Source organism: Candidatus Thioglobus autotrophicus (assembly GCF_001293165.1).
Taxonomy (GTDB): Bacteria; Pseudomonadota; Gammaproteobacteria; order PS1; family Pseudothioglobaceae; genus Thioglobus_A; species Thioglobus_A autotrophicus.
In genome coordinates, this window is the sequence record NZ_CP010552.1 from 1481146 (window position 1) to 1500929 (window position 19784).

The following is a 19784-nucleotide window of genomic DNA, read 5'->3' on the forward strand; positions in this document are numbered from 1 at the left end:
AAAATAAATTAATTAGTTAGGAATTAGTATGTCAAAAAATGTAGTAATCATCGGCACTCAATGGGGTGATGAAGGTAAAGGTAAAATTGTCGATTTAATCACTGATAAGGTTTCTAGCGTTGTCCGCTTTCAAGGTGGGCACAATGCAGGACACACTTTGGTGATTGATGGCCAAAAAACAGTGCTGCATTTAATCCCTTCTGGCATTTTACGCGATCATGTTGAATGTTTAATTGGCCACGGTGTGGTCTTATCTATGTCTGCGCTTATTAAAGAGCTTGGCGAATTAGACGAAGCAGGTGTTGATGCAAGATCACGTCTCAAAATCGCACCAGGTTGCCCCCTTATTATGCCGTACCATGTAGCGCTTGATAATGCTCGTGAAGCAAAACGAGGTAAAGCGGCGATTGGCACTACGGGTAACGGCATTGGCCCTGCTTATGAAGATAAAGTGGCTCGTCGTGGCTTGAGAGTTGGTGATTTACTCGATCTTAAAGCATTTTCAGACAAGTTAAAAGATGTGGTGGAGTATCATAATTTTGCTTTGACTCAATATTACAACGCACCAGCACTCGATTTTGACACGGTACTAGCACAAGCGCTAGAGCAAGCTAAGACAGTTATTCCAATGATTACTGACGTAACTGAACAAATTCATCAACATATCGCTAATAATGAAAATATCTTATTTGAAGGCGCTCAGGGTGCGTTATTAGATATTGATCAAGGTACTTACCCGTTTGTGACTTCCTCTAACACCACTTCAGGTGGTGCAGTGACAGGATCGGGCGTTGGTGTGACAGACATCGATTATGTCTGCGGCATTGTAAAGGCTTATACAACACGTGTAGGTGGTGGCCCATTCCCAACTGAGCTGGTCTACGACGTTGCCATTGACAAGGGCGACGCCATTGGCAAGGTGCTAGGTACAGTTGGCCATGAATTTGGTGCAACAACTGGACGTCAGCGTCGTTGTGGCTGGTTAGATATGGTCACACTTAATCGTTCATTAAAACTTAATGCTGTGACAGGAATTTGCCTGACAAAACTAGACGTTCTAGATTCATTGGAAAGTATTAAAATTTGTATTGGCTATGATTTAAATGGCCAGAAAATAACCACACCGCCATATGATGCTCAAGGCTATGCAGATGCAAAGCCAACTTATATTGAGATGCCGGGCTGGAAAACCTCAACCATTGGCACCGATTCATTTGACTCTTTACCAATTGAAGCGCAAAACTACATTCGTAAAATTGAAGAACTTTCAGGCTTGCCAATCGATATTTTATCAACTGGGCCAGATCGTAATGAAACGCTGATCCTTAATAATCCATTTAAAGAGTAATTTATGAGTGATCCGCATCAAAAAAGAGAAGCAAAAAAGTACGACAATCCCATTCCATCAAGAGAGCACATTCTCTCTTTTTTCAAAAAGAAGCCACTTTCAAAATACGACCTATTTGACTTACTAGAAGTTGACGGTCAACAAAAGAAACCTTTAACTCACCGTCTTAAAGCTATGGTTCGCGATGAACAGCTAGATTACAACAAAGACGGTGACTTCGTTATTTTTGATCCAAATGCAGGGATTAAAATTGGTACAGTCGTTGCCAACCCTAAAGGCTTTGGATTTCTTAAGCTAGAAGAGGGTGGGCGCGATTTACGTCTTAACTCACGTCAAATGCAGTTGGTTTTTCATGGCGATAAAGTCAAGGCACGCTTAATTAGCAAACGCGGCGACGCCAAGATTGTTGAAGTATTGGAAAGTGTTAAAACTGTTGTTGCACGTCTACATATCGATGAAGAGGGTAATGCCCACGCAGTAGTAGATGATAAGCGCATTCGCAACGATATCAATATTCCTAAAATTAATGACGACAACACCAATGAGCAAATTGTTATTGTTGAGATCACTAAATCACCGACTTTTAAATCTTTAGCAGAAGGCAGAATTATTCAAATTCTTGGCTCGTATATGGATGAAGGTGTTGAGACAGACGCAGCATTATATCGCAATGGTATTCCGGTTGATTTCTCAGAAGAGGCCTTAGCACAAACGGCCAAAATTCCTGGTGAAGTAACCAAGCAAGACAAACAAGGTCGTGTTGATATTACTGACATGAAGCTGGTCACGATTGATGGCGAAGACTCTAAAGATTTTGATGATGCAGTATTTGCCGAGGCTACTAACAATGGCTGGAAATTAGTCGTTGCGATTGCTGATGTTTCTCACTATGTTGCAGAAGGTACAGCACTTGATGCAGATGCCATTGAACGTGGCAATTCTGTTTATTTCCCGCGCCGTGTGGTGCCAATGCTGCCTGAGGCTTTATCCAATGGCCTTTGTTCAATCAATCCTGGCGTAGAACGCTTGTGTATGACTTGTGAGATGAACATCGATACAAATGGTAGCTTACTTGATTATAAATTCTACCCAGCGGTAATGTTCTCGCATGCGCGCTTAACTTACACCAAGGTTAGCGATATCCTTGAGCATGACAATCAAGCACTTAAAGCAGAATTTGAACCTGTTTTGGAAAATCTGAATGATTTGTATGACTTATACAAAGTGCTAAAAGCTGCGAGAACTAAACGTGGTGTCATGGATTTTGATCGTATTGAATCGCAAATTTTGTTTAATGATAACGGCAAGATTGATAATATCATTGCCCGCTCAAGAAATGATGCACACAAGTTAATTGAAGAATGCATGCTAATGGCCAACCAAGCCACGGCTAAATTTTTAGGCGAAAACAAGGAAGACTTCCTATACCGAATTCACCCGAAACCAACGGCTGAAAAAGTCGAGGTAACGCGTCAATTCTTAACTGCAGTAGGCTTAACACTTGAAGGTGGCGATCAGCCAGATTCTAAACACTTTGCTAAAGTATTAGAAGATGCTAAAGGCAGAGATGATGAAAATATCATTAAAACCGTTGTGCTTCGCACCATGAAGCAAGCGGTTTATACACCAGCCAATGAAGGCCACTTCGGCTTAGCATTCGAAGACTACACGCACTTCACCTCACCAATTAGAAGATACCCAGATCTTCTTGTTCATCGCGCTATTAATCGTGTGTTAAACAAGAAAGATCCATCATTTATGGGTAAATTGGTTAATAAAGTTTTGGGCAATAAAGAGAAAAAACCGTCTAAAAAAATGATCGAGCTAGGTGCCAATTTATCGGTAACTGAACGTCGTGCTGATGAAGCTTCTCGCGATGTTGAGCAGTGGCTTAAATGTGAATACATGCGTGATAAAGTTGGCGAAACATTCAACGGCGTTATCTCTGGTGTTGCTGGTTTTGGTATCTTTATTGAATTAACAGAAGTATTTGTTGAAGGCATGATTTCTATTCGCGACCTTAAAGATGACTACTATAACTTTGATGATATTCATCATCAGCTAAAAGGTGACCGTACCGGCAAGGTATTCACTCTAGGTGATACCATTAAAATCCAAATTGCCTCGGTTAATTTAGATGATAGACAAATGGTCTTCGTTCCTGCACCTGAAGAAGAGGAAGAAGAATAAAACAATAAAAAAAAGAAATAAAAAAAGGAGGCTTTCGCCTCCTTTTTTAATAACTATCAATAATAGATTCTAGCTAGTCACAGCCCCTTTAGAAGCTGACTTAGCCAGCTTGGCAAACTTAGCCAAAACACCCTTGGTGTAGTTTGGCTTAGGCTGCACCCAATGCGACAAGCGCTCATCAATAATCACCTGATCAACCAGCAGCTCTAATACGTTGTTTTCTGCATCGATTAAGATTTCATCACCATCTTCAACTACTGCTAGCACACCACCTTTAAAAGCTTCTGGGGTGATATGACCCACCACAAAGCCGTGCGTACCGCCCGAAAAGCGTCCATCGGTAATCAGTGCCACTTGACCGCCTAGACCTTTACCCATAACCGCTGAGGTTGGTGCAAGCATTTCACGCATGCCAGGGCCGCCAGCAGGGCCTTCGTAACGAATCACAATCACATCGCCGGCTTTAATTTCATCATTAAGTACGGCTGCAAGCGCGGCTTCTTCGCGGCCGTAGCATTTTGCCACACCTTTAAAGCTCAGGCCTTCTTTACCAGTAATCTTGGCAACAGCACCTTCAAGCGCTAAATTGCCTTTAAGAATCCTAAGATGTGAATCTTTTTTAATGGGATTGTCTAATGATTTAATAATATCTTGAGATTCTTCATACGGTTTAACATCTGCTAAATTTTCAGCCATGGTTTTGCCGGTAACCGTCATACAATCGCCATGTAGCATACCTGCATCAAGTAACATTTTCATCAGTGGTAGGGTGCCGCCGATTTCAATCAGCTCACTCATTAGGTACTTACCCGATGGCTTAAGATCAGCAATAACCGGAACGTTAGCACCAATACGAGTAAAGTCATCAATACTTAAATCAACACCGGCAGCATCTGCCATAGCAATTAGATGCAACACTGCATTGGTAGAGCCACCCAAAGTAATAATTACAGTAATAGCATTCTCGAACGCTTTCATGGTCATAATATCATTCGGCTTAATATCTTTTTCAAGCAGGTTAAGTACAGCTTCACCAGCGCGAACACAGTCGTTATTCTTGTCCGCCGAAATAGCGTCTTGAGCGGAAGAATTTGGCAAACTCATACCCAAAGCTTCAATGGCTGATGCCATGGTATTAGCAGTATACATACCACCACATGAACCCGGACCAGGAATGGCAGTTTTTTCAATATTTTCTAATTCAATTGCGTCGATGGTGTTATTGGCGTATTTTCCAACCGCCTCAAAAACACTAACAACATCCGTATGGTTTTCACCAGGTTGAATGGTACCACCATAAACAAAAATACCTGGGCGATTAAGTCTAGATAAACCAATAATACAGCCTGGCATGTTTTTATCACAACCACCAATTGCCACCACGCCGTCAAAACCTTGACAACCCACTACCGTTTCAATCGAATCAGCAATTACTTCACGAGAAACCAATGAATATTTCATGCCTTCTGAGCCCATGGAAATGCCATCAGAAATAGTGATTGTATTAAAAATAACAGCCTTGCCGCCCGCAGAATTGACGCCTTTTTCCGCTTGCTCTGCCAATTGGTTAATATGCATATTACAAGGCGTTACCATGGACCAAGTAGAGGCGACACCAACTTGAGGCTTATTAAAATCTTCTTTTTCAAAACCAACCGGATATAGCATGGCACGTGAAGGTGCTCTTTCATAGCCATCCACCACTTGCGAGGAGTATTTTCTTGGATTAGACATAATTACTTTGTATTGATATAAAGCATTATATTTTAGATTAAAATAGTGCACTTCTATCAATGTTTTTACACCGTACTTTGGATAATTCTGAACAAATTTTGACTTTAATCAAGCCTTTTGTAGAGCAGGGGAAAATCCTTCCTAGAAGCAAGCAAGAGATTGAGAGAAACATCAATGATTTTATTTTATTATTTGATGATAATCAGCTGCTTGCCTGTGCAGGACTTAAGGATTGTCAAGAGGGCTCTATGGGTGAGATTTACTCACTCGCTGTGGCGAAAAATGCGCAAAATACTGGGCTTTCTAACGAATTACTAAGCAAGATACTAGCCAATGCAAAACAAAGGAAATTTAGCAAAATTTTTGCATTAACTAAGTTTGGTACCGATTGGTTTGTTAAAAATGGTTTCATTCAAATGAAAATATCCGATTTACCAGTCAAGCGCCAACGCTACTTTAATCATGATCGAAATTCATCCATATTTTTTAAGGAAATTGTTTAATGCACATTAAAGAGCGTGTTCGTGGCTACTTACCTGTTGTTATCGACATTGAGACTGCGGGATTCAATCATCAAACCGATGCAATGCTGGAGATTTGTGCAGTGATTATTGGTATCGATGAGCAGGGTAAGTTTTATCCAAAAAAGCCTCAGCATTTTCATACGCAGCCATTTAAGGGGGCTAATCTTGAACCGGCAGCACTCAAATTTAATGGCATTGATGTAGACAATCCGCTACGTGGTGCGATTGATGAAAAACTTGCCCTAAGCGATATGTTTAAAACCATTCGCACTGAAATGAAAGAAGAAGACTGTACGCGCTCAATTCTAGTCGGGCACAACGCTTTTTTTGACTTAAACTTCCTTTACGCAGCCAGTGACAGATCAAAACTTAAAAACCCATTTCATCAATTTTCCACCATTGACACAGTGAGCTTGTCAGCACTTGCCTTTGGGGAAACGGTTTTGGCCAAAGCCATTGCTAAGGCGGGCATTGAATTTGACAACGCCCAGGCGCACTCTGCTTTATATGATACGGTCAAAACCGCTGAATTATTTTGTCAGATTTTTAACGGCTTTGAATTTTCCAGCACGCCAAAAAACTGATTAAATGCCAAGCGTTCTTTTTGCGCTTGTTCAATATTCATTAGCTCAAATCTAACTTTTGCGGTTGGTTGTTGTTGTGCAAGTTGAGCTAGATCTAGCGAAAACACGGTGCCAATTTTGGTGTAGCCACCAATACTTGGTGCATCTTTGAGTAGAATAATTGGTAAGCCATCAGTGGCAATTTCAACACTGCCATAACTCATTGCCTCGGAAATCATCTTGTCTCTTTTAAACACAATAGGTACGCCTTTTAGCCGACAACCAGACCGATCATTAGCATTGCTAACGGTGTAAGTTTGGCCAAAAAATAATGTCTTTTGAGCATCACTAAATTCTGAATATTGATAACTAGGCAGCAATCTTAAAACAACATTTTGATGATAATTAGGTCGATATTGAGGCGCCATAAAACTCTCCAATTGACCGCTTGATGGTGCACATGCCAGTACGCAATCTTGGGTAATTTTCACGCCAATATGTTCGCGTAAATTAACCGATCTAGAGCCAAATAATGTTTGAGTTTTAAACCCACCTTGAACTGCTAAATAGCTACGCACACCGTGTTTGGGTAAGCTCCAGCTTAGTATGTCTGTGGGTTGAACTTGCAGGCTTTTCCAGGTTGGTGCTATTTTTGCATTGATCTTAAAATCTAGGTCTGCACCACATACGCAAACAACCACCTCATCGAGTGCTTCTAGCTCAACTCCGCCAAACGTAATTTCCAAAACTGCATCAGTATAATCATTCCCGAGTAAATGATTAGCCCAGCCAAAGGCGTGCTCATCCATCACCCCAGATTGACTCATTCCGTATATCGCATGCATAAAGCGACCAGCATCTTGTATTGTGGTTAAAAAACCAGGCTTGATGACTTTAAAACTCATAGTTTGCCACCATATTTAAGATATTCATCGCGCGTAATCGGATAAAACTCAACCTGATCACCAGTTTTAAATTTATCTAAATTATCAGGATTTTTAAGCGATAAATCAAGCATTGTTCTGCCAATAATATTCCAGCCGCCCGAGGAGTCTGTTGGATAAATAGCAGTTTGACGATCGGCAATTCCCACACTGCCTGCTGGAATTTTAATTCTAGGCGTGGAGAGGCGTGGCGCTTGAATCTGTTGATCAACTTCGCCCAAAAAAGCAAAGACTGGGCTAAAGCCAATAGCGTAAACCAAATAACTTTGTGAGGTATGAATATAAATAAACTCGTCTAGTGTTAAAGCTTTTTCTGCCAGTAGTCGTTCTAAATCTAAACCCACTTCAAATCCATAATAAACAGGAATATGTATCACTTTAAACGACTGCTCAACCTCGGCTGGCGTCCATTGTTTTAATAGGGTGCTAACTTGAGATTTAAATATAGGGTAGCTGGTTTTATTGAGATCATAACTCACTAAAAGTGACGTATAAGACGGGGTTAGATTGATAATTAACTCTGAAAACTCGTTTTTTAGTTGATTTGCAAAATTTGCGATATTTTTAGGAAGCTCAGGATCGATCTTATCGCCAAAATAGATTAGCAGTGAGTTTTCCCCTGCGAGTATGATTTTATGCATTTTTAAGCTGTTTTAAGGCCTCTACAGAGGCTACATTGTCACTATGAAAGCAAATGGTGTCAATTTTGAAGGATTTTTCCTCTAAAAGCTGCTGATATTGCTTAATAATGGCTTTCGGATTGGTTAAAACCGCGCCTTGCTCACCTCGAGGAATCATATGCACGCCTTGATAACCACGATCAGCATAGATTTCATGTAAAAAAGTCGCATTTGCATTTTTTCCAAAATTTTTAAGACCTGCTTGAATCACCAAACTTAAATTTTGATCAATCGCGCTAATAGCATTAATAATGACGTCAAGCACAAAAGGTTTTTCCATCATGTCATGATACAGGGCGCCATGCGGTTTAACGTATTCGAGTACAGCGCCGTGATCATGACAAAGCTGTTGAAAGTGTGACACTTGGGAATACACCAAATCAAACAACGCATCACCGCTCAACTGCTGACTTATTCGTCCAAAATTAGCTTGGTCATCATAGCTGGGATGCGCCCCGATTTTGACGTCATTTTTAATCGCAAGTTTAAGGGTTTTAATCATGCTTTCAGCATCGCCCGCATGCCCACCACAAGCAATATTTGCCATATCAATCCGTGGCATAACCTCGGCATCAGGATTGGGGATCAAACACTCACCTAAATCACAATTAATCATCAACATAGATGTAAATTATAAAGCAATAAAATCTGTTTATTCTTGAGAATAAGCAGCCATATTTTCAGATAAAATCTAAGCTGATCAAACAATCATTCACACAAATATGGCAGGACTCATTGGCTACATCGGCGCCCTAGCAGATGACTTATCGGCGGTTGCCGTGAAAGTGTCCGCAGGCGCGATTGATGATATTACCCAGCAAACCGCTAAATCGCTCAGCAAAACAGCCGGCATCTTAATTGATGACACCGCCACCATTCCACAATATGTCAGTAGTACGACTGCCAAAAGAGAGCTGCCCGTTATTTGGAAAATAGGCAAAAAATCCTTGCGTAATAAAGCCATCATGATTCCCGTTGCCATGTTGATTACCTATTTTGCCCCGTGGATTATGGCACCAATATTAGTATTGGGTGGCTCATACCTGGCTTTTGAGGGCAGTGAATCATTAGCTGAAAAATTAGGCCTTATAAAGGCGCATGAACATCCGCAAGTGCATAGTATTGCCGATACAGAAGATCTTATGGCGGCAGAAGATCAAACGGTTAATTCAGCTGTTAGAACTGACACTATTTTATCCATTGAGATAATCGCGCTCACCATTGCCTCAGTAGCGACAGAGTCTTTATTAATTCAGCTAGGGGTTTTGGTGATTGTGGGGCTAATTGCTACTTTAGCGGTATACGGCATTGTGGGTCTGATTATTAAAATGGATGACATGGGTTTTTATCTAAAAAATACATCAAATCGTTTTTACCAAGCCATAGGGGGTATCTTAATTCAAGGCATGCCCAAGGTGTTAAAAGCCCTAGGCTGGATTGGTGCGTTTGCAATGCTGATGGTTGGTGGCACAATCTTAATACATAATCTGGGATTCTTGCACGGCCTAACCTTATTAGGGGGTTCGCTACCCGTATTAGCATCTACCTTGCTAGACTTTGTGATTATCCCTGCTATTGTCTCAATCGTCACCGGCGTTGGTATTATTTTAATCAAAAACGCAAAGCGGTTTTACAAGGGTAAAATCAATTAAATTTGCCAATCTAACTCGATAAATTCCATGAATCAAATCAAACAAATGTTCGAACTTCAGCAACAACTTAATGACGCAACAAACGGTGAAATTTGGACCGAAGGCGCTACTAAAGAAGGGCGCCAAATCTCATGGTTACGCTGTATTTATATGGAGGCAGCCGAAGCGATTGACTCTTTTAACTGGAAACATTGGAAAAATCTTGATGCTGAGCATGATCTTGATAATGCCCGAGTTGAACTGGTCGATATTTGGCATTTTCTAATGTCTGAAGCCATTCATTATGGCGATGCAGGCTTTGCTGAAATCTACAATGACATGCAGCCTGAACGCGATACAGACCCTGAAAAATTAATCGAAATTTTGGAAAAAATTGTCGCCGTATCAGCCAGTGCAAATGTTGATAAATCACAAAATTCTCTATACCAATTATTTGCTTTATTTTTCCAAGCCATTGCACACATGGAAATGGATGTACCAGAACTATACAAGCGCTACTTAGTTAAAAATCAACTCAATACATTCAGACAAGATCATGGCTATAAAGATGGCTCTTATATAAAAATTTGGGGCGAGGTTGAAGATAATGTCGTGGCGTTTAATATTATGGATGAAAATCCCGAACTTACACCTGAGCAGCTTTATGAGAAATTAGAAGCCGTTTACCCAGCTTAATACTTCTAATATCAGCCATGATTAACACCCTAAAAACTGAAATTCAAAAGGTCATTATCGGTCAAGAAAATTTGGTCGATAATCTATTAATCGGGCTTATTACCGGCGGACACATCCTAGTAGAAAGTGTGCCAGGATTGGCAAAAACTACAGCGATCAATACACTAGCAAAAGCGCTAGGTATTGATTTTAAGCGTATTCAGTTTACCCCTGATTTACTACCTAGCGACCTCACAGGCTCACAAATTTACAATCCAAAAAGTGGCGAATTTAGTATTAAACAAGGGCCTATTTTTACCAATTTACTGCTTGCTGATGAGATTAACCGCTCGCCTGCTAAAGTACAATCCGCACTACTGGAAGTTATGGCTGAAAGGCAGGTCACTATTGCCAATGAAAGTTTCAAAGTGGATGAGCCATTTTTAGTCATGGCAACACAAAACCCTGTAGAGCAAGAGGGCACCTACCAATTGCCAGAAGCGCAACTTGACCGCTTTATGCTAAAAACCGTACTCGACTACAACACGCCAGAAGAAGAGCTAGAGGTGGTTAATCGTGTTGCTGTTAATGGCTTCGAGACGGTTAATCAAGTAGCCGATATCGATGATATTAATCAGATTCGTGCAGAGTTCAAACAAGTGCACATGGACGAGGCGGTTAAACAATACATTCTTCAAATTGTTTTTGCAACACGTTACCCGCAAAAATACGGCCTAGATGAGCTTCAAGATCTAATTGAGTTTGGTGCCAGCCCTCGAGGTAGTATCGATTTATTCAAGGCCAGTTGTGCCAAAGCCTTAATACGAGGCAATGATTTTGTCACCCCGCTTGACGTGGCTAGTGTTGTTACTGAAGTCTTACAGCATCGATTGGTGCTTAGCTATCAAGCGCAAGCAGATAATATCAGCGCTCGCTCAATTATTCAAAAAATACTTAAGGTGATCAAAGCACCTTAAGTATTATGATGCTAGCTCAAGAGATACTACTACGCGCTAAAAAACAGGTTTTCACCAATAAGTCAGCTGGAGAATTGTCAAAAATACGCGGAGAGGGGTTAGATTTTTGTGAAATTCGGCCGTATGAATTTGGTGACGATATTCGCAAGATTAATTTTTCGGCTAGTGGTAAAACGGGCGAACTACAAACCAATATCTTTAACGAAAATAAGCAGATTAATGTGGTGATTTGCATCATGCTTTCAAGTAGTCTGCACTTTGGCTCGCAATGTTTAAAGAGTGAGACTATTGCTCAAATAATTGCCTTATTGAGCTGTTCATCGATCAAACAACATAACCAAACGCAACTGGTGTTTTTTGCAAAAAATAAGCAAAAATTATTCCAGCTTAATAATACCGGCGATGTACTACGAGCGATTGAAGCGATGCTATCCTGGGATCTGCTCAATACCAAATCTGATTTTCAGGCGCTGAATCAACACCTCTTACAATCAAAAAAATCACTCACCTTTATCGTTGGCGATTTTTATCATAACGATGATTACTCGCTCATGGCGCATAAAAACGAAATCAATGCTTTAGTGGTACGTGATAAGCTAGAAGAAACGCCTAATTTTTCCTTAGAATTAGATTTGGTTAACCCAGAAAATAACAGTACCATTCAAGCCAATATGGATAAAAGACTGGCCTTAAAATATTACAAAAAACTAAAAACTCAAGATGATCAACTATTTTCTCATTTTGCCAAGCACGGTATAAATTCTGGCAAACTTTATACGGATGAGGACGCCTTTAGCAAACTTTCTCAGATTCTACGCCAATGAACCAGCTAAAAGACATTAAGCCAATTGTTGCCATTGCTGACGACTCTTTAATCTATTTTCTGATTGTACTTATTATTGTAATAGCCTTGGCTTTTCTATACTGGAGACTTGGCAAAAAACGACACGATTCTAATAAAAAAATCGCCTTAAAAAAACTACAGGCTCTTGATTTTTCTAACAGCAAGGCAGTTGCTTATGATTTTAAAAAATACGCCCAACTACTGTGTAACGAGACTAACCAAGCTAAATTTAAACAAATTAACTCAGACTTAGAGCCCTATAAATACAAAAAACAAGTCGGAGATCTCAACCCCGCTTTAATACAAACAATCCAGGATTTTATCCGTGTATAGTTTTGAGTATCCTTATATCTTGGCGCTTTTTCTCTTGGCACTTGCTTGCAGCTGGTTTTGCCAAGAGAAAAAGCGTGCCATTTACTTTCCGCATACGCAGTTATTAAGTAGCTTAACCCAGTCTAGTCACATACTCATGAACACGCTTAGGGTTCTTATTCTTAGTACGTTAATCATTGGACTTGCCAGCCCAATCAAAACTGAGCAAATCATACTAGATAATACCAAAGGTCACGAAATTTCCCTAATTTTAGATGCTTCTGGCTCTATGGCAAGTTTTGATAAATTTAGAATTGTCAAGGAGATTATGCTGGATTTTATCTCAAAGCGTACCAGTGACAAACTAGCGCTGAGTGTTTTTGCAGATTTTGCCTATACGGTGGTGCCATTGACATACGATAAAAAAAGTGTCATTAAAATGCTGGATAATATTGAAATTGGCGTTGCTGGCAGGCGAAAAACCGCCCTATATGAGGCATTATTTTTAAGCTCTAAGTTATTCAATCATTCAAAATCTAAAGAAAGAGTGGCGATTTTGCTCACTGATGGCAAAAACAACACTGACAGTGTGCCACTTGAAGTGGCTATTGAGCGTGCAAAAGCCAATAAAATCAAAGTTTATACGGTGGCAGTTGGCGATCCAAGAGACTACAATGCAGAGGTTTTAAACTATATTGCCAAGAGCACAGGGGCTAAATTTTTTGCAGCAAATAGCGCTACAAGTATTCAAAATATTTATCAGCAAATTGATCAATTAGAAAAAAGCGATATAAATATTAATCAATATGATCAAAAAACCTATTATTTTCATTATCCACTTAGCGTGGCATTAGCTCTTTTATTGATTTATTTCTGGCGGAAAAATACATGGATTTTGAACAAGTAGCGCTGCTTTATTTAATCATTCCCGTGGCTTTTTTAGGATTTTTTATCCGCAACAAGGCTGGGCATCTTGAGCGCTTATTTTCGCCCGAAGTTTTAGAAAAGATTAGCTTGAATAAGCACAAAATTTCAACCAAAACACGCTTAAGACTACTGTTATTAAGCGCTTCTTTAATAATTATAGCCCTTAGTCAGCCAACATTGACTGAGGGTGAGGTTAAGGTTAATAAGCGTTTAAGTGACTTGGTAGTAGCTATTGATATGTCAAAATCCATGCTGGCCAACGATATCTACCCAAATCGCTTTGAGTTTGCAAAAAACAAACTACTCAATAGTCTTGACACACTAAAAAATACTCGAATTGCTATTCTAGGATTTGCCAATCAAAGCTTTTTAATCTCACCACTCACGGATGATTTTAACAGTCTTAAATTTCTCATTAAAAATCTGTATCTAGATAGTATTAGCCTTACTGGAACCAATCTTTCCAATGTATTAAACTCGGCTAATGATTTATTTGGGCATGCGGATGCTAAGCAATTACTACTATTAACAGATGGTGGCGATAGTAATAACTTTGACGAAGAAATAGACTACGCTAATGATAACGATATACAGATTTTTGTCTTTGATATTGCCACTGAGCGGGGCAGTAGTATTCAAACTGAGGCGGGCACGTTGGAGGATGCATATGGCAATCTGGTTATTGTCAGAGAGAATCCCAATATTAAAAATCTGGCTAATAAAACCCAGGGCGAGTATTTAAAATATTCTCTAAATACCGGTGACCTATCAACCTTTATCAACCGTTTTAAAACACCTACAAGCCAGAAAAGTACACGCATTATTCAAAAACAACAGCTATTTTATTACCCATTAGGATTGGCATTAATCTTGGTGTTTTTAAGTTTTTTCTCGCTACCGAGAAGACCATGAAGATGCTTCTCTTGCTTCTTCTACCTTTTAGCGCACAGGCGGGCTTATTTGACTTCTTGAGCATTTATCAAGCAAATCGAGCCTATGAAAGTCAAGACTATAAAGTTGCGGGTGAAAAATTTGGCACCATTGATCAAGATAGTGCGCGCCTAAATCAAGCAAATAGCCTATACAAACAAGGGCTTTACAAGCAATCATTGAAAAAATATCAAAGCGTTAAACAAGAAAATTTGACCTTTGAGCGCTTGTACAACTCTGGCAATGCCTACGCCAAATCAGGGCAAATTAATCAAGCGATTGACAGCTACGAGTCTGCTTTAAAATTAAAACAAGATCAAGATGCAGTGTTTAATCTAGAGTTGTTAAAAAAGCAAAAAAGACGTCGTGTTAAAAACAAAGAAGACGACAATAAAAAACACAACAAACAGAAAAACAAGTCTCAAAAAAACAAATCTAAGGAAAAATCAACCAACAAACAGCAACAACGAGAGAAACTCGACAGCATCAAACAACAGCGCTGGGAAAAATCCTTAAACAAAAAGCTTAGAACATTAATGATTCCACTTAACCAACCAAATGAAGATAATGAACAAAATCCTTGGTAATTTAATCTTGTTGATCAGTGCACCAATTTTTGCACTGACAACCGCCAGCGTCAATCAATCTTGGTTTTATCCAGGGGATCAGGTCGTACTCACCTTAAGCTCTGATGCTCAGCAAGCAGTCTTTCCACTGATAGATCAGATTGCTGGCAACCCTATTTTGTACACCAGTGATGCTCAAAATATTAGTATTATCAATAATCAACGCACCAGAAAAATCAGTCGGTCCTATGTTTTTAAACCTTCTAAAAGCTTCACCATTCCTGTTTATACGCTCGTTACAGGTGCCAGCCAACAAAGTACCCAGCCCATCGAAATAACGCTTAAAACCCCCTCTCAAGCCCAGCCAGGAGATGATTACATCTTACAAATTGAGACAGATAAACAAGAGATATTTTTAGGTGACGAGATTCATTTAAAAGTAATCTTTAAATCCAAAAAAACACTGTCGACAGACAATCAAGTTAGTATTACTATTCCCGAGGTTAAAAACCTGTTATTTATTAAAAATAATAAAACTCTACGTAGTGCTGATGAAAACTACAACATTCACACACTTAACTACAAGCTACGGGCTGACGACTTTGGTAGCTTTAGCATTCCTAGTGTTATGGCTAATATTAGCCATCGAAATAACACCTTGTTTAGCAATTTTTCTACCGTCGGCCAGAGCCAAAAAGTAAAAAAAATACACTCAAACCCGCTAACCATTAAAGTTAATCCTTTGCCAGATTCTCTTAGAATCTTTGGTCAATTTGATATTGAAACTAAAATTGATAAAACCCAGGTGAAGCCAGGTGAAGCAGTTAATTTAGTAGTTAGTATTCGAGGCAAGGGTAATTTTGAAGACATTGAAAAATTTACCCTTGCCATTAATAATGTGACAATTTATAGTGATGAGCCTGAATTTACTCATAACCAATGGCAACAAAAATTTGCTCTAGTTGCAGAGCATGCGTTTGCTATACCAAGCTTCACACTTGATTATTTTGATAAGATAACCCAAGCTAAAAAACACCTTAGCACCAAGTCTATTAACATTCAAATTAATACTAGCGCTTTAGCGTCTGCAGCCACCCCTCAAATAAAGCAAAAGCAGGTAAACATTGATGGTAATTCTTCAATGAACAATTTAAAATACTACTATTTGTTATTAGGTGCTGTTGTTGGTATCTTAATAGGCATCTTGGCGGTTTTATTGAAAAATAAAGCGCCCAATAAAGATAAAAATTTAATCCATCAAATTAAGCTGGCTAGAAGTGACAAGGCTTTATTTGATCTACTCTTACCCCTTAACTTAACTGAGCTAGAGGGTATGTTGCAACAACTAGAAGCCAATATTTATAAAGACGCTCAGTATAAAATTAGAAAAAAGGACATTATTAATGCCATCAAATCCGAACGTAAAACTCACTGAATATAGCCACGGACAAGGTTGTGGGTGCAAAATATCACCCAAGGTTTTAGATACTATTTTAGCCTCGTCATTAACCGAAATTAACGATCCAAATTTGCTGGTCGGTAACGCTTCTCGTGATGATGCAGCGGTTTATGATTTGGGCAATGGGGAGGCGGTCATTAGCACTACTGACTTCTTCATGCCAATTGTAGACGACCCTTTTACTTTCGGGCGTATCGCCGCAACTAACGCTATTAGTGATATTTACGCCATGGGTGGCACGCCACTGATGGCCATTGCAATTTTTGGCTGGCCAATTGACAAGTTAGCGCCCGAGGTAGGCAGACAAGTCATTGAAGGTGGACGTAGTGTTTGCGCGGCAGCCGGTATTTCTTTAGCAGGTGGGCATAGTATTGACGCACCTGAGCCTATTTTTGGCTTAGCAGTAACGGGCAAAGTTAGCATTAAACACCTTAAAGAAAACTCCAAGACACAAGTGGGTGACAAAATCTACCTAACCAAACCTTTGGGAATTGGCATTCTAACCACAGCGCAAAAACAAAAGAAAATCACCATCGAGGATGAAACTCGAGCCATTAACACCATGTGTGAATTAAACGATATTGGTGCCAAACTAGCCAAAATTAGTGGCGTTAACGCCATTACCGATGTCACTGGATTTGGCCTGGGCGGTCATTTAGTTGAAGTTTGCCAAGGTTCTAAAGTATCTGCTATTATCGATTATCAAAAAGTACCCACTTTACCCAATATTCAACACTACTTAGCCAATGGCTGTTCACCAGGTGGCGCTCAGAGAAACTTTGATAGCTACGGCCAACACCTAAGCTCGATGAGCGATGAAGTGCAATCTATTATTTGCGACCCACAAACCAGTGGCGGATTGCTGATCATGGTTAATGATGAGGCGCGCTCAGAATTTGAACAGCTTATGCACTCAGAAGGCTTTACTCTGGAAGCCATTGGTGAAATGATCGATCTTAACCAAACTACTGTACAAATTAATGCCTAAATCTCTGACCCAAATTGAAGATTTTTATTCTTTGGTTGTTAACAACACCCCTATGTTTGACACGCGTGCACCGATTGAATTTGCCCAAGGTGCTTTTCCACATACGCACAGCTTGCCACTCATGAGTGACAAGGAACGAGAGCTGGTGGGCACTTGTTATAAAAATAAAGGCCAAGATAAGGCGATTGAGCTAGGACATGATCTGGTTCAAGGGCAGTCTAAACAAGCTAAAATTGATGCCTGGGTTGACTTTATCCAAAAACACCCCAATGGGGCGTTGTATTGCTTTCGCGGGGGGTTGCGTAGCCAAATCACACAACAGTGGATTTATAAAGCCTCAGGCGTTGATTATCCACGCCTAAAAGGGGGCTATAAAGCATTGCGTCGATATCTGATTGATGAAACTGAACGCATTATGGCGCACATAACGCCAATTGTTATTGGTGGACAAACAGGCTGCGGAAAAACCCTGTTACTTGATCATATTCAGCAAATGATTGATTTAGAAGGTTTGGCTAATCATAGAGGTTCTGCATTTGGCAATACCACCACCGCCCAGCCCACACAAATCGCCTTTGAAAACGAGCTGGCCATTGAGTTGATTAAAAAACAAAACCATACGCATCTAGTATTTGAAGATGAGGGTGCTAATGTCGGCACAGTACACATTCCTGATTGTATTAAAAATAAAACCTCTCAGGCAGATTTAATCCTACTTAATGCTACAACAGATGAGCGTATTCAGGTTAGCATGGACGCCTATGTGACTAATATGTATCAAAATTTCATGCATCAAGATCAGCAAAATGGTTTTAATAATTTTGCTAATTATTGGCTCAAAAGCCTTGAAAAAATTCAAAAAAGGCTGGGGCTTGAGCGCTATAAAATTATGAAAAATCAGGTGGAATCTGCATTAACAATGCATCAAAACACCAACACTTTTGAGGGGTTCTTGCCTGTTGTTGAATCGCTTTTAGTTGATTATTACGATCCCATGTACAACTACCAAATTCAAAAAAAATTAGATCGTGTTGCCTTTAAAGGGAGTGCTTCAGAGGTTATTGAATATTTATACAGTTTATCAATTTCTTGAGCCAATCTTAATATCTGTAATTGGCTTGGATTGGCAAGCTAAAATCTCGCCCTGAGATAAAGGCACTAAGCAATCTTGATGCACCACATCCCCTTGCAATAATAATAACACACAAGAGCCGCAATGCCCTTGGCGACAAGAATGGTTGAGCAATACATTGTGCTCTTCCAGCTCTGTTAGAATCGATTGCTCACCGTACACATAAAGCGATTCGGTTTTGCCGTTAATATTATCAACATCGATTTTAAACATGTTGCTTAATTAGAGCTCAAAGTCACCAAAATCTGTATCGCCTTCATCAAGTGTATTATCAATCGCACTCACTAAATAAGAGGTGATTTCTGTCTCTTGAGGAGCAACTTGAACATTGTCAGAATCTAGCCAATGATTAATCCACGGCAATGGATTACTACGCTCTTCAAATAAAGGTTTAAGGCCAATAGCACTCATGCGTATGTTGGTAATGTATTCTAAATATTGTTTAAGAATTTCAGCATTTAGACCAATCATTGAGCCTTCTCTAAATAAATACTCAGCCCAGTTTTTTTCCTGCTCACAAGCCTCTTTAAACATTTCGATCACTTCACTTTCACACTCAGCAGCAATTATGGTCATCTCAGGATCATCTTTACCATCACGAATAATATTAATAATATGCTGAGTTCCAGTCAAGTGTAGCGCCTCATCACGAGCAATCATCTTGATAATTTTAGCATTACCCTCCATGACTTTACGCTCTGCAAAAGCAAACGAACAAGCAAAGGAAACATAAAAACGCACAGCTTCTAAAATATTCACCGACATAATGGTGAGATACAATTTACGCTTTAAACACTTTAAATCAATCGTAGTCTGCTCACCGTTGAGATCATGCGTACCTGCACCATGTAAAAGATACGCTTGCGAACATTTGATCAGCTCATCGTAATGCTTGGAAACACTCTCAGCACGCTCAATAATTTGCTCTGTTTTCATAATATCATCAAACACCGCACCTGGTTCATTAACAATAGCACGAATAATATGCGTGTATGAGCGTGAGTGAATAGTCTCAGAGAAACTCCAAGTTTCAATCCAGTTTTCCAACTCTGGCAAAGAAACAATTGGCAAAAATGCAATATTAGGACTACGACCTTGCACAGAATCTAGCAAAATTTGATATTGCAAATTAGATAGAAATATATGTTTTTCATTGGGCAGTAACTTGGCGAAATCCATTTTATCTTTAGAAACGTCAATCTCCTCAGGGCGCCAAAAGAAAGACAGTTGCTTCTCAGTCAGCTTCTCAAACATTTCAAACTTTTGCTTATCAAAGCGTGCCACATTAACCGTATCACCAAAAAACATAGGCTGGGTTAAAGTGTCGACAATTTTTTTACTAAAAATACTATAGGACATA

21 protein-coding genes are annotated in these 19784 nt (G+C 39.6%); 15 read left to right on the top strand and 6 right to left on the bottom strand.

Going from position 1 to position 19784, the window contains the following annotated elements; all coding sequences use genetic code 11:
- The first annotated feature begins 28 nt into the window (after positions 1-28).
- Together SP60_RS08030 and rnr are read left to right on the top strand one after the other, a co-directional pair.
- Entirely contained in the window at positions 29-1348 is a 1320-nt protein-coding gene (locus tag SP60_RS08030; RefSeq protein ID WP_053952133.1) for an adenylosuccinate synthase, read from the top strand.
- A gap of 3 nt (positions 1349-1351) precedes the next feature.
- Complete coding sequence (rnr, locus tag SP60_RS08035; RefSeq protein ID WP_053952134.1) at positions 1352-3538, top strand: ribonuclease R; 2187 nt, start codon at positions 1352-1354, stop codon at positions 3536-3538.
- A 69-nt stretch (positions 3539-3607) separates the two neighbouring features.
- Here the strand turns inward: rnr and ilvD are convergent, their stop codons facing one another.
- Positions 3608-5272 carry a dihydroxy-acid dehydratase gene (gene ilvD / locus SP60_RS08040; protein WP_053952257.1) on the bottom strand — a complete coding sequence of 555 codons (1665 nt, stop codon included), beginning with the start codon at positions 5270-5272 and terminating at the stop codon, positions 3608-3610.
- A gap of 59 nt (positions 5273-5331) precedes the next feature.
- Between ilvD and SP60_RS08045 the strand changes: the two genes are divergently transcribed.
- Positions 5332-5775: a GNAT family N-acetyltransferase gene (locus SP60_RS08045; protein WP_053952135.1), complete on the top strand. Its 444-nt coding sequence runs from the start codon at positions 5332-5334 to the stop codon at positions 5773-5775.
- The gene (gene rnt / locus SP60_RS08050; RefSeq protein ID WP_053952136.1) at positions 5775-6380 is read left to right on the top strand and encodes a ribonuclease T; all 606 of its coding nucleotides are present in this window, start codon (positions 5775-5777) and stop codon (positions 6378-6380) included. Before SP60_RS08045 ends, rnt begins: the two co-directional genes overlap by 1 nt.
- On the opposite strand, the gene SP60_RS08055 is transcribed toward rnt, so the two are convergent.
- Genes SP60_RS08055 through SP60_RS08065 form a run of 3 tightly spaced genes read right to left on the bottom strand, consistent with a single transcriptional unit; the run spans position 6335 to position 8605 of the window.
- Positions 6335-7264, bottom strand: a complete 930-nt coding sequence (locus SP60_RS08055) for a 5-oxoprolinase subunit C family protein (protein ID WP_053952137.1) — start codon at positions 7262-7264, stop codon at positions 6335-6337. The two genes, rnt and SP60_RS08055, sit on opposite strands and share 46 nt — an antisense overlap.
- Complete coding sequence (pxpB, locus tag SP60_RS08060; protein ID WP_053952138.1) at positions 7261-7944, bottom strand: 5-oxoprolinase subunit PxpB; 684 nt, start codon at positions 7942-7944, stop codon at positions 7261-7263. The genes SP60_RS08055 and pxpB overlap by 4 nt, the downstream gene beginning before the upstream one ends.
- A complete protein-coding gene (locus tag SP60_RS08065; protein ID WP_053952139.1) occupies positions 7937-8605 on the bottom strand; it encodes a 5-oxoprolinase subunit PxpA in 669 nt (222 codons plus the stop codon). The genes pxpB and SP60_RS08065 overlap by 8 nt, the downstream gene beginning before the upstream one ends.
- A 100-nt stretch (positions 8606-8705) precedes the next feature.
- Between SP60_RS08065 and SP60_RS08070 the strand changes: the two genes are divergently transcribed.
- Genes SP60_RS08070 through mnmH form a run of 11 tightly spaced genes read left to right on the top strand, consistent with a single transcriptional unit; the run spans position 8706 to position 18385 of the window.
- A complete protein-coding gene (locus SP60_RS08070) occupies positions 8706-9635 on the top strand; it encodes a DUF808 family protein (RefSeq protein WP_053952140.1) in 930 nt (309 codons plus the stop codon).
- 27 nt (positions 9636-9662) lie between these two features.
- Complete coding sequence (locus SP60_RS08075; protein WP_053952141.1) at positions 9663-10310, top strand: dUTP diphosphatase; 648 nt, start codon at positions 9663-9665, stop codon at positions 10308-10310.
- Positions 10311-10327: 17 nt separating this feature from the next.
- A complete protein-coding gene (locus SP60_RS08080) occupies positions 10328-11266 on the top strand; it encodes an AAA family ATPase (protein ID WP_199401931.1) in 939 nt (312 codons plus the stop codon).
- A 5-nt stretch (positions 11267-11271) separates the two neighbouring features.
- The gene (locus tag SP60_RS08085) at positions 11272-12090 is read left to right on the top strand and encodes a DUF58 domain-containing protein (RefSeq protein ID WP_053952143.1); all 819 of its coding nucleotides are present in this window, start codon (positions 11272-11274) and stop codon (positions 12088-12090) included.
- On the top strand, positions 12087-12443 hold the full coding sequence (locus tag SP60_RS08090) for a hypothetical protein (RefSeq protein WP_053952144.1): 357 nt from the start codon (positions 12087-12089) through the stop codon (positions 12441-12443). Before SP60_RS08085 ends, SP60_RS08090 begins: the two co-directional genes overlap by 4 nt.
- Complete coding sequence (locus SP60_RS08095) at positions 12436-13329, top strand: vWA domain-containing protein (RefSeq protein WP_053952145.1); 894 nt, start codon at positions 12436-12438, stop codon at positions 13327-13329. Before SP60_RS08090 ends, SP60_RS08095 begins: the two co-directional genes overlap by 8 nt.
- Entirely contained in the window at positions 13311-14261 is a 951-nt protein-coding gene (locus tag SP60_RS08100) for a vWA domain-containing protein (protein ID WP_053952146.1), read from the top strand. The genes SP60_RS08095 and SP60_RS08100 overlap by 19 nt, the downstream gene beginning before the upstream one ends.
- Complete coding sequence (locus SP60_RS08105) at positions 14258-14866, top strand: tetratricopeptide repeat protein (RefSeq protein WP_053952147.1); 609 nt, start codon at positions 14258-14260, stop codon at positions 14864-14866. The genes SP60_RS08100 and SP60_RS08105 overlap by 4 nt, the downstream gene beginning before the upstream one ends.
- Entirely contained in the window at positions 14847-16280 is a 1434-nt protein-coding gene (locus SP60_RS08110) for a BatD family protein (RefSeq protein ID WP_053952148.1), read from the top strand. The genes SP60_RS08105 and SP60_RS08110 overlap by 20 nt, the downstream gene beginning before the upstream one ends.
- Positions 16249-17292, top strand: coding sequence for a selenide, water dikinase SelD (gene selD, locus SP60_RS08115; protein ID WP_053952149.1), 1044 nt, complete (start codon positions 16249-16251; stop codon positions 17290-17292). The genes SP60_RS08110 and selD overlap by 32 nt, the downstream gene beginning before the upstream one ends.
- Entirely contained in the window at positions 17285-18385 is a 1101-nt protein-coding gene (gene mnmH, locus SP60_RS08120) for a tRNA 2-selenouridine(34) synthase MnmH (RefSeq protein WP_053952150.1), read from the top strand. The genes selD and mnmH overlap by 8 nt, the downstream gene beginning before the upstream one ends.
- On the opposite strand, the gene SP60_RS08125 is transcribed toward mnmH, so the two are convergent.
- Both SP60_RS08125 and nrdB read right to left on the bottom strand, forming a co-directional pair.
- On the bottom strand, positions 18374-18637 hold the full coding sequence (locus SP60_RS08125; protein ID WP_053952151.1) for a 2Fe-2S iron-sulfur cluster-binding protein: 264 nt from the start codon (positions 18635-18637) through the stop codon (positions 18374-18376). The genes mnmH and SP60_RS08125 overlap by 12 nt on opposite strands.
- 9 nt (positions 18638-18646) lie before the next feature.
- Positions 18647-19783, bottom strand: coding sequence for a class Ia ribonucleoside-diphosphate reductase subunit beta (gene nrdB, locus SP60_RS08130; protein ID WP_053952152.1), 1137 nt, complete (start codon positions 19781-19783; stop codon positions 18647-18649).
- Between the last annotated feature and the right edge of the window lies 1 nt (position 19784).